Below are 10,496 nucleotides of genomic sequence, written 5' to 3'. Positions count from 1 at the left end.
AACCCGCCAAAGGAGACAACTGACCCAACAGAGAACTTAACCGGTGATAACCGGTCAAACGATTATTGATGAAAACCGGACATCTCAAACTGATGAAAAAGGGACATTTCAAATTGGTGGTAACACTTACGCAGCCATCCCCGTTCCGGTCGCTCCACAGGCTAACCCCGCCAGTCCGACGGTTTTTATATTGATAGCAGCCGCTATATCCCTGTCCCAGTGTGTTTTACATTCTGGGCAATCCCATTCACGGGTTGATAGCGGCAGACTTTCGTGAACATATCCGCAACTGGGGCAACGCTTTGAGCTAGGGAAAAACCTATCAATGACAGCTATAGTACGATCAGCCCATTCAGCTTTGTACTGCAACTGTCTGACAAATTCACCCCAATTAGCATCAGCGATATGCTTTGCCAGTTTTGGATTTTTAACCATATTCTTCACAGCCAAATCTTCGACACAGATCACTTGGTTCTCGTTAATTAATCTGCGGGATGCCTTGTGAGTAGCATCCATCCTGCAATCCGCTATTTTCGCATGAAGACGGGCAACTTTAAGCCTTGCTTTAGCTCGGTTGTTGCTGCCTTTCTGCTTCTTAGCCAGTTTACGCTGAAGGTGGGCGAGCTTTTGCTCATAGCGTTTGAAGTGCTTTGGATTGCCGGATTTTTCACCATCTGACGTGATGAATAGGTCTTTCAAACCTAAATCAATACCAACCGTCTTTTTGCTGATTGACATTGGTTTAGACTCAAACTCACAGAGCATGGAAACAAAATACCGTCCGGCCTTGTCCTTGCTGATTGTGATACTGGAAGGCTCAGAAGGTAGTTCTCTGCTCCACTTGATAGCCAGCGGCTCTTTGCTCTTGGCAATGAACAACTGACCTTCTTTCATGCTGAAAGCAGAAGCCGCAAAAGTAGCACTTTGCTTTGCATGTTTCTTTTTGAAAGTCGGGTACTTTGCTCTACCTTCCCAAAAGTTTTTGAAGGCGGTCTGTTGGTGGCGTAGTGACTGCTGGATAGGTACAGAAGAAACATCTTTTAACCACTGATATTCAGGGTTCTTTTTCAGCTCTGTAAGCTGCTTTGAGGCTGCGTTGTAGTTAACGCAGTTGCCGTTTTTATAGTACTCATCAGTACGCCAGCGAAGGATATGATTGTAAACAAAACGCACACAGCCGAAAGTCTGAGCAAGTAGCTTTTCTTGCTCAACTGTCGGGTAAAATCTGTATTTGTAAGCACGTTTCGTTTTCACACTTACAAGAATACACATAGCGTCTGTAAGATTATCAAGTGTCGTACATAGCCAGCCCTCTACGGGCTGGTCGCTTGTATCCCCCACTTAGGTCAGTGGGGGTATTACGCGGATTTTGGATAAACGACACCGTTAAAATGCTATTGGATTTGTCGGAGAAGCAGTATGGGAAGAAGAAATAATGTGCCATGGGTCTCTGCGTCCGAAGTGGGTTCGGCCAAATTCTGCCCCCGGGCCCTCGAATTTAAACACAAAGGCGTCCGCCCTTCCCGACAGGCCCAGCAAAAACAAAGAGCCGGCGAATACCATCATGCCAGGGAAACCAGAGCGGCCTACCAACAGCAAGACCAGCGTTGCTTCGTGGCCAGTTATGCCCTGGGACCAACCCATCCGGTCACCCAGTCGTTAAGGGACTGGAGAGATGGTGAACTCAAAAAGTCTCTGCCCGGGCGGATCTTTGTCTGGTGCTATTACTGGTTATCCCCCATCCTGATTCGGGTTATAGGGAAAAACCAACGGTTTAAGCGAGCTTCCAGGGCTGCGGTATTGTGGCTGGCCAAGAAAGTGGGGAGTTGAGCCATGTGGGAAGATATCTTTGTTCCGTTGATTTACATCTGCATTGCCCTGTATTTGATGGTCAAGTTTCGACCCAGAGGCAGAAAACCTAAAACCTTCCCTGTCCGTGGTAAAATTATTTACGCAGACCAGGGGCGCCAATCAAAAACTTTTGTGTCGTATCGGCACAGAATCAGGGCAAAGCCAGATTTTTTGGTCAAGCAACCGGATGGCCAGCTGATGCTCACTGAGTACAAAAGCCGAAAGAAGCCACCCAACCAAAGCGATGAGGTCCAGCTGATTGCCACAGCCATTGCGGTGAAAGAAAAGTACCCAGAACTCAATAAAGGCATGATTTATACAACAGTTGGTCGTCGTATCGTCGATTTGAGCGGAAGCACTGATACCCTGGCAGAAAGAATCCGGGAACCTTTGGAATCGGCCCGGGCAATAAAAGCAAATAGACCTGTATGTGCAGCGCCATTACTGAGAAAATGTCGTTCCTGTGGTTACAGGACACAGTGCACCGAAAAAGCGGCATAAGAGGAAAATGCCATGAGCATAATTAATAGCGTTTTGGATAAAAAACAGTCTCTGTGGAAAGTGTTTCGGGTTTCGATAAAAGTATTTCTGGCTGCTTGCTGCACAGTCGTAATCCCGATCTTTATAGACATGATCTTTGATACGGAGATCTGCCTTTATATAGGTGCGAACAAGCTTGGTTATCCATCAGCTTTCGTTATTGGTCTTTCAGCAATATCAGCTTTGTCTTGTGTAATTGTCATTGGGATTGCAAACTATCTGTATATGGTTCTTAACGCCCATCCGTTTGAAGAAAATTGGAATTTACACCCTCAAAAAGAGCTAGGAAAAACAGGAAGGATTTGTATGCGTGTTATCAACGTCCTCATCATGTTGGTAACCATACCATTCGCAATTCTTTGCCTCGGCGCAGGAGGCGGGAGAGGAGCAGCATCTAGTGGATCATATGGTACAGATGAGGATTATGAAGCAAACAACTTTAATGACTCAATGAATGATAACAGTAATTCATACGGGTTAAATCGTTATGATAAATGGCAAAAATAGACTGCCAAAAGCGGTAGATAATTCATCTATCTACCGCTTTCTTCAGGAGGTTAACTGTTAAGCCATTCCGATTTCGAGTTCTTTGCTCCAAACAAACTAGTTTGACCGGATCCTTTGCCTGCAGCCTGCCCAACTTTTGTATAACTCGCCGGGTTGCTAAGGGACTGGGTAGTTGAACCAACCGCCGATGATGTTTGCTGGTTCCCTCTATCAAGCCCACTAACTGCACCAATAATTTGAAAGCCACTCCAACCAAGTAATAACAACCATGCTGCAGGCAGCCCCATATAAACGGTGTTAGTTATAATATCGAGAAGATTCTGCGTATTCGGGTCTAATCCTACGCTGTCTCTCATTGCTTCCATCCAAGTTGTCTCAATCCAAAAAGCAAATGCAAAAATAAAGTTAATAAATTTGACCCCAAAGTACCCAACACCACAATGAGCCAACGTTTTTAGGCTGAATCCTGAAAGTAATAAAATAATAGGTATCGATACAATAACCACCATTTGAGCAATAGCTAAAACATAGTTAGCCGACTCTCTGTATATAAATTGTTCATTGTAGCTACCTACCTTTTTCAAAAAAAGAGCTGCGTATCTGGCTCCCGCGCCAAGAGTTGTATTGAATACTTGCCCCATAAGATCAGAGTGTACTCCATACTCGTCTTTTCTTAATCCATATTTATCTGAAAAGGAAGTCTGAAAAGCGTGTTTGGCATCGTTAACTGAGGCAGCGGTTAAAGTTGCACGGGCAAGGGATCTTCTTTTTTCTACAACTGTGTCGTATGAACCAAAATACGAATATAATCCTTCCATAAATCCACGGAATATCCCTGGGTCTATCTCTGCAATAATTCTCTCCTCAAGCCCCTCGCTCTTGTGGGACCAGTAGTCCTTACAGGATCGGTAAATCAAATCTGGCTCAGAGTGATTGGTCATGCGCTCATCGTGCTCCCAGCCCTCCAGGGGACCGTAACGGATATCATCATAATATCCAGCGGTCTCCAAGAAATATGATGAACCTATCCAATCCGTATCATTGGGGTTGGGTGTCACTCTTGATACTTTTAGCTTATGCTTGGCCGTTGCAAAACACATATTGTAAAAATTTGAAAGATCCTGCCTTAAAGCCTGATTCGTTATTCTAGACTCAGATAACTTGAACATTTCGTAAGAAATATCAGCTTTGCATGGCAAAGATACAGTTATAGCATTAACAAAGGCTGAAGATAAGCTATGTACTGCCCCCCAAAAAACAGGGATATAAACCTGCTGTTTATCTACTTGTGTAAAAGCATTTTTAATCTTGTCAGAAACCTCTCTTTTGCCAGAACCACAAGCATTAATATTACTTTGAAAATTAACTGTATCAATTTTCAAGTCAAACCCAGAATGCTTAAAAGGTATGCAAGCAAACATAATCACAAAGACCATGGAGACGATCTGAGTCTCAAGGCGCTGGACGGTTAAGACACCAATATTACCAGCATAGGAACCAGCATTCCTAGTCTCAACAGATATGCGAACAATGGCAACAATAAAAGGCACCAGAAAAAAACCCGAGCCAACGATCACGTCCCAGATTTTCTCAAAAATAAACCAGCCGTAAATCAGTGTGTATATTTCCGGCAAAGAGTGAGCAACCATAACACCTCCTGTCAAAAAATAAACAACCGATTAACAAACACAACTTCGGCAAATATGAGCAGAGCCAGCATATGAAAGCGCCGCTTGATCAACTCCTGAAAGGTTTCAGCGTTACCCCCGGATAAATACCCGCTGATGTTTTTCCAAAAAAACATGATCAGGCCATAGAGAATCACTCTCCAGACCATCAGATAGGGCTTGGCCTTCTCCATCAGGGCATCAAACTGTTTGACACCAAATGCACTGATATACAGCCAGACCATAATCCCTATAATGGCGGTCAAAACAGCCAGTGCCAGCATCCCAGCACCGGCTCCATTCAGCCAATTTATTTTTGTGAGTTTTTTCATTACTGAGACTCGTCTATGCCGAAATATTCCGTTATGTTGCTTTTGGGTTGTTCTGCACCTTCTTGTGCACTGGTGTTTATATTCCGCATGTACCTATTAGAAACAATCTGAAGCGTACTCCCCGTGATCTTTTTACGCAGCTCCATTTCTTCAACCAGCATGTTCAACTCATCGGTTAATTGATCCAGAGCATCATTTATGCTCCCCTGAGCCTTCCCGTCATTGGCAATATTGGGCTGCTTCTTACCCGTCGTCAGCATCCGTTTTGCCAGAACCCCTTGCTCGAAGGTTCGGGTCAGCGCAATTTCACCGGCAATCCGACTCACCAGCAGGTTCTGGTCATAGGTTTGTTCCAGACGAATGGCTTCAATGATTTCCTGGCGCACCATCAGGGAAGGAGGAGCCGATATCCGGTTCAGGTTGTCCTGGGTTGACGGGATCTCCCCTTTCACCATTTTCCCAAGATTGTGCTCCAGCTCTAACAGGGCATCGTCGTAAAAATACGTGAGGCCTTTGCCCGGAACACTTTCCGCTTTCTTGCAACCTACACAGGTACGCCAATACACTTCACCGACAACATCCGTTACCCATTTTGAAGCTTCACCCGGGGAGTTCCAATACTCCCAGATGGGTTTGCCCTGGCCACTGACCGGTGGTACGGCATCGTTATTGGCAACATCCCGATTCAGCAAGAGGTTGTAACCCACCGTGGTTGTACTGGCAATGCTGTCGATAGGGGCTTGTCCGGCGCCCCCTCTCCTCTCCCCGTTGTACCAAGGCACTCCATTATTACCACTGGCCTTACTGACTTTTTGTTCTGCCCGGATAACATCGCCGCTGTTGGTTTTTATCTGCTCTTGCCATTCGAAACTTTCAGAGACCGCTTCATAAGCCTCTCCAGGAGAGCCACTGTCCAGAATGACTTTTTGAATGTCTGTACAGCTGTTCAGGCTATTCTTGAAGTCCATTTTTCCCTGAAGAACACCGTTTTGTAGCATGTCGTAAAGTTCAGGGTTCGTTCTTTGAAGAATCGCCCCAGGCAAAGCAATGATGGCGGCCGTGGCGTTGTTGAGCATGTCCCCCATCATGTTGTGAAAGCCGTCGGTCAATCCATTGAGCTGGTTGGAGACCGTCACATTGGGATCAAAGGCGGCACCACAGCTCAGGTTGCTGCTTAATCCTACTTTCCCGTCTATGATTGGAATTGTCACCGAGCTTTTGCCGGCACCGGCGATCGGACTACCCCCTCCCAACTCGTAGTAAAACCGGTTTCGTTCCGGTGAGGCCTGACTGATCTGGGAGGCCGTCAACATAGCCAGGAGCACAGCGGTTTTTAGTTTTTTCTGGTCCATTCAAGACCCCCAGTTAATGTCTTCCAGAAAGATCTGGCCCTTCCTTTCACAACAGGCATAAGGCCGCCAAAGATTCCAGACATAGCTGCCGAATTCACTGCGGTCACTGCTGGAAATCGACGACTCCGAAGGAAAAACCTTGCATGAGTTTTCATTGGTTGGGAGCAACATCTGCCACTTCCCGGTCTTTTCATCACCCGGCTCCAAAGATCCCGGTGGCCAGTAGCCTGCCTTTTTATTTGCGGACAACTCCTTGTAAACATGCGGCTGGCCTGAGCGCGTTACGATATCGCCAACACGCTGAGCAATAACTGCTGAAGCCTTGTAATCATCGGACTGCTGGACATAGCCATTGCGGGGATACAGATTGCCCCAGGTTCCCGTCTCTTCTGAACGAAGATTGTCGAACAGGTTCAGCGACTGCGGATAGCCCATCTCAGGGACGCTCAAACGCCAGGCCAGATAATCTGCACTGCTGATAAAGTAAGGGGTGTAGGGGATAGAAACACCGCCACCGCAGAGGTAACCCAGATTGCCAAACACTTGCTCAAAGATGGCAGACAGAGGGTTTCCAAAGGCATCTGCCGCTTTCAGTGTTCGGGTGGTATGTCGGTGTGCTGATCCTGGAGTGGTATTAACGCCGCCAGACCTCAGCTTGATAGTTTCACTGCCAATACTCAGATCCGCATCCGGAATAATGGAATCCACATCTGACAGGGGCTGGTTCTCCCGGTCGGAATACACCTGAACCACCAGATCCGGAATGTAATGGCGTACCTTAACGCTGCTGGTTACGCTGCACCCAAATAAAGTACAACGCAGCCACAGGCAAACACCCACGGCCTGGTAATCAATACAGGAAAAATTAAACACCTGGTTTGCGGCTTCTGCGACCGAAGTGGTAGGGCCTGCAGCCTGGCTTTTTGGTGCCTGTACACCGGAAGCGAGAAGCAGGCTGACCAGAAGAAAGGCTTTCAAGGGGTTGTGCTCTGGTAATGCCCTGAGTCCACTCACCGTCCTTGCCTCCTCTGGTAATCACTATGGACTCTCAATGCATCCTGAACACTGTTGAGACCATAAAGAATGTACTGTTCATCCAGCACAATGGCCGGGATCTTCTCCAGCTTGTAGCTCTGGGCTTTAACATAGCCCTCATAGGCAGTTTTCAGTTGATTGGAAGCCCGCTTAAAGTCCTGAGTCTGCATAAACTGAGAAACCTGGGCTTTAGCTTGCTCTGGATCCGGCGGCAGATCCTGGGGAAACGCCCCATGTGCACGGTCACGGTCATCCAGGTTGTAATAAATGGCCAGGTACCGACCGGTATTCACCGGGTTCTGGTCGTTCGTAAATATTTCAATTTTTGTGTCTGCAAGCGACACAGAACCGGCCAGCAAGAGCGGTATCAGTAATGCCTTCACACAGACACCCCTCTTTTCGCCTGGGATTTATTGAATTCGGGTGCCTGCTTTTCCTGTATGATCCCCCGCTTCTGGTCAATCTTGCTGGCCACCATCAACGCAGCCTCCACTTCACTGATACCGTATTTGCGCATCAGAGCTGCCCGTTCTGATTTTTCGTGTTTCTCCGTCATGGCAAGACTGAGATAGAGCGAAGGCGGAACGTTTCGGAACAACGCCTCGACCTTATCCGACAGCACCACCCCTTCCACGTATTTCCCGGGCTCTTTTCGGGCCGAGGTCAACAGGAACTTTTGTTCGTCCGTAAGGGACCGGAACCGCGCCATCTGCTCCACTTCGTCTTTGGGCATCGTCAGGCAGACCCACCACTCGATCATGTTGAGCATCTTGCGAGCCGCATCAGGAAAGTCTTCCAGGTTCTGCGTGGCCACCCAGTACCAGGCACCGAGCTTCCGCCACATTTTCACAATCTTGACCACAAAGGGAGCCAGCAAGGGGTTGGTGGTGATGATGTGCCCCTCATCGGTCAACATGACCAGAGGACGGTCTTCGTTCTGATACTTCTCGGCAATATTGTTGATGTGCATCATGATCGACGTGTAGGCCACGGCCAGCTGACTGGAATAGCCTTCCCGGGCAAAGGTCGCCAGATCAATAATGGTGACATCGTGCTCTGGCCATGCCTCCCCAGGCGAGTTAAACAGCTCTCCTTCAAACCCGTCACAGAACATGGCCATCGCCTCAGCCATTTCAAAGGCACGTTCCCGGTACTTTTCCGGGATCATCTGATCCACCGATTGCTCTTTCAACGCATTGACCACATCCTCTGTCAGGCACATACGCCCTTCGTCGTAGGTCTTCCGAGCCGCTGAGAAGATGGCTTCACGCACCCGGCGCCGATCGGTCCGGGTAAGTCGCTGCATTTCAGCTTCTTCACCACCGGTGATCATCAGCAGGGCAATAATCTCCATTTCCCCTAGTACGTCCCGCTGATCATCCCCCTCCACGTCATCGTCCTCTGCCAATACACCGGCATCGGCTTCTTTGGTATCCAGCCCTTGCAAAACTTCTTTTTCAAAGTCGTGGGATTGCTCAAGAGCGACATGGGCATCCGCAAAGGGTGGCAGGGTGACGCCGCTGCCCGGTTTTAGCTGTAGTTTATTGACAGAGAGACCACTGGACTTGAAATAGTCCGCCATCAGGCCAAAACTGTTGCCGGCTTCGATGATAAAGAGCCTGGGTCGAACCGTACCCATCAAGTGACAACTGGTGGCCACTAAACTGGCCGACTTACCGGCACCGGTCGGCCCTAACAACACTAAGTGGCCATTTTTCTTGCGGTCATGCTTGTTCAGGGGATCATAGGTCAACAACTCCCCACCCCGATTGAAATAAACCTGGAGCGGGTTGCCCGTTCCCCGGTTGCGACCAAACAGGCTGCACAGGTTGGCAAGGTGCTGGGCAAACACCAGTCTCGTAGTCCGATAGCGAGGATCCAGTTCAGGTTGGAAATTCATCGGCAGGTTGATGATGTAGTTGTCCAGGCCCAGAGCCTCAACATCATCCTCAATGGGAGCCAGCTGATTGGTCATCAAAACACTGCTGACCTGCATGGATCGGCGACGCAGCTCTTTAAGATTATTTGCCCGAAGGTAAATACACATTGATGCCTGGAACAGTTTCCGGCCTTCCGCGATTAAATGCTTGGCAATCTCACAGTCGGCCCGGGTTCGCTGGCTGTCCGCTGTTTCCCCGATGGACTTGTTATGGATACGGGTAATCCTGGATTCAATATGATCCTGGGGAGCAATAACAATCGTCGTGCAGACAATTGCCCCCTCGGGTAACTTGTCCAACATACACAGGGACTTGGCCTTATCCCCTTCACCAGTCCTTACTTCACCGGTTAATTGCCCGATCTTTGGGGCACGACGGATTTTGCTGACCCGGATGCAGCGGTGCTCCATGCCGTCAAAGGTCCAGGTCTGGCTCTTGGCATTGGATTCTGGCATCGAGTAAAACAGGTTTTCTGAAAAGTCGTCGCCATAGGGAAGGTCTTCATCGCCTGGGTAGTTGGCGAGGTTGTAGAACTCCTCCTGCTGGCCATTGGTAAGCCCGGGCTTGGGGTTGAACCAACGCAGCATCCAGTCGTAAAACTCCCGGCCGTTGCATCTCGCCATGGTAATCCCTGCCGCCTTGAGCGCCTGTTCCAGCTTGCTGCAGGTATCGTTGAGTTCCTGTTCCGGGGAAAAAGCATCGGTAATCTTGGTGCCTGCCGGTTGTCGTCGGTAAATGACCCACTTGATATGGCGAACCCGGCCACGCCAGGGTGAATCGGAAACCCCTTCATCGACAAAGAGCCCGTCTTCTTTGGTGATCCCTCGAAGGTGCCGATCCATCACCGTTAAAAAGTTTTCTGAGAACTCAGTTCCCTTGGCGTGTGGCCAGATGTAGTCCCTAAGTGTGTCCGTAAACCGGTACAGCTCGTTATTGTCATAGGCATACTGCTGAATCACCCACTGGCCCTGATCAAACTCATCAAAGACATCCTGCAGGGCATGTTCAATGGCATCCCGCTTGTGCTCCAACCAGGAATTTGACCGACCTTCTGTGCCAACCGGCGTGATTTCAAACACGGCACCAACACTGATCCCGTCTTCCAGCAGAAAGGTCTTGCTGTCCGGCAAATACTCCAGCCATGGCATGTAATCAACAAATGACCTGGGCCGTTCGTATTTTTGCTTCATCTCTGTCACAGTCACCGGATCAACATTTTTTTTCTGGTCAGCCATGATCAGTGACTTCAGCAAACTCTTCAGCATGATTTAG

General features: G+C 48.5%; 10 protein-coding genes. 3 read left to right on the top strand and 7 right to left on the bottom strand.

What is annotated here, in order from left to right:
- Window positions 1–126 precede the first annotated feature (126 nt).
- Window positions 127–1,254, bottom strand: a complete 1,128-nt coding sequence (locus ACNRUY_RS17570; RefSeq protein WP_488112949.1) for an RNA-guided endonuclease InsQ/TnpB family protein — start codon at window positions 1,252–1,254, stop codon at window positions 127–129.
- Window positions 1,255–1,419: 165 nt separating this feature from the next.
- On the opposite strand from ACNRUY_RS17570, the gene ACNRUY_RS17565 reads away from it, so the two are divergent.
- Genes ACNRUY_RS17565 through ACNRUY_RS17555 form a run of 3 tightly spaced genes read left to right on the top strand, consistent with a single transcriptional unit; the run spans window position 1,420 to window position 2,898 of the window.
- A complete protein-coding gene (locus ACNRUY_RS17565) occupies window positions 1,420–1,830 on the top strand; it encodes a CFI-box-CTERM domain-containing protein (protein ID WP_488112948.1) in 411 nt (136 codons plus the stop codon).
- 3 nt (window positions 1,831–1,833) lie between these two features.
- On the top strand, window positions 1,834–2,352 hold the full coding sequence (locus ACNRUY_RS17560; RefSeq protein ID WP_488112947.1) for a PD-(D/E)XK nuclease family protein: 519 nt from the start codon (window positions 1,834–1,836) through the stop codon (window positions 2,350–2,352).
- A gap of 12 nt (window positions 2,353–2,364) precedes the next feature.
- A complete protein-coding gene (locus ACNRUY_RS17555) occupies window positions 2,365–2,898 on the top strand; it encodes a hypothetical protein (RefSeq protein WP_488112946.1) in 534 nt (177 codons plus the stop codon).
- Window positions 2,899–2,948: 50 nt separating this feature from the next.
- Here ACNRUY_RS17555 and ACNRUY_RS17550 read toward each other — a convergent pair whose 3' ends face one another.
- From ACNRUY_RS17550 to ACNRUY_RS17525, 6 genes are read right to left on the bottom strand one after another with little or no spacing between them, the layout of a single operon-like run.
- Entirely contained in the window at window positions 2,949–4,547 is a 1,599-nt protein-coding gene (locus ACNRUY_RS17550; RefSeq protein WP_488112945.1) for a conjugal transfer protein TraG N-terminal domain-containing protein, read from the bottom strand.
- 11 nt (window positions 4,548–4,558) lie between these two features.
- Window positions 4,559–4,897 carry a hypothetical protein gene (locus ACNRUY_RS17545; RefSeq protein ID WP_488112944.1) on the bottom strand — a complete coding sequence of 113 codons (339 nt, stop codon included), beginning with the start codon at window positions 4,895–4,897 and terminating at the stop codon, window positions 4,559–4,561.
- On the bottom strand, window positions 4,897–6,249 hold the full coding sequence (locus ACNRUY_RS17540; RefSeq protein WP_488112943.1) for an integrating conjugative element protein: 1,353 nt from the start codon (window positions 6,247–6,249) through the stop codon (window positions 4,897–4,899). Before ACNRUY_RS17540 ends, ACNRUY_RS17545 begins: the two co-directional genes overlap by 1 nt.
- The gene (locus ACNRUY_RS17535; protein ID WP_488112942.1) at window positions 6,250–7,263 is read right to left on the bottom strand and encodes a TIGR03756 family integrating conjugative element protein; all 1,014 of its coding nucleotides are present in this window, start codon (window positions 7,261–7,263) and stop codon (window positions 6,250–6,252) included.
- Complete coding sequence (locus ACNRUY_RS17530; RefSeq protein ID WP_488112941.1) at window positions 7,260–7,667, bottom strand: TIGR03757 family integrating conjugative element protein; 408 nt, start codon at window positions 7,665–7,667, stop codon at window positions 7,260–7,262. The genes ACNRUY_RS17535 and ACNRUY_RS17530 overlap by 4 nt, the downstream gene beginning before the upstream one ends.
- Complete coding sequence (locus tag ACNRUY_RS17525) at window positions 7,664–10,489, bottom strand: conjugative transfer ATPase (RefSeq protein ID WP_488112940.1); 2,826 nt, start codon at window positions 10,487–10,489, stop codon at window positions 7,664–7,666. Before ACNRUY_RS17525 ends, ACNRUY_RS17530 begins: the two co-directional genes overlap by 4 nt.
- Between the last annotated feature and the right edge of the window lie 7 nt (window positions 10,490–10,496).

Source organism: Endozoicomonas sp. Z74 (assembly GCF_057680865.1).
This window is presented reverse-complemented; position numbering and strand designations above follow the sequence as displayed.

What these genes read in the sequence shown, in the direction of transcription:
- ACNRUY_RS17565 (WP_488112948.1), top strand. Translation starts at nt 1,420, where the DNA reads ATGGGAAGAAGAAATAATGTGCCATGGGTCTCTGCGTCCGAAGTGGGT.
- ACNRUY_RS17560 (WP_488112947.1), top strand. Translation starts at nt 1,834, where the DNA reads ATGTGGGAAGATATCTTTGTTCCGTTGATTTACATCTGCATTGCCCTG.
- ACNRUY_RS17555 (WP_488112946.1), top strand. Translation starts at nt 2,365, where the DNA reads ATGAGCATAATTAATAGCGTTTTGGATAAAAAACAGTCTCTGTGGAAA.
- ACNRUY_RS17550 (WP_488112945.1), bottom strand. Translation starts at nt 4,547, where the DNA reads ATGGTTGCTCACTCTTTGCCGGAAATATACACACTGATTTACGGCTGG.
- ACNRUY_RS17545 (WP_488112944.1), bottom strand. Translation starts at nt 4,897, where the DNA reads ATGAAAAAACTCACAAAAATAAATTGGCTGAATGGAGCCGGTGCTGGG.
- ACNRUY_RS17540 (WP_488112943.1), bottom strand. Translation starts at nt 6,249, where the DNA reads ATGGACCAGAAAAAACTAAAAACCGCTGTGCTCCTGGCTATGTTGACG.
- ACNRUY_RS17525 (WP_488112940.1), bottom strand. Translation starts at nt 10,489, where the DNA reads ATGCTGAAGAGTTTGCTGAAGTCACTGATCATGGCTGACCAGAAAAAA.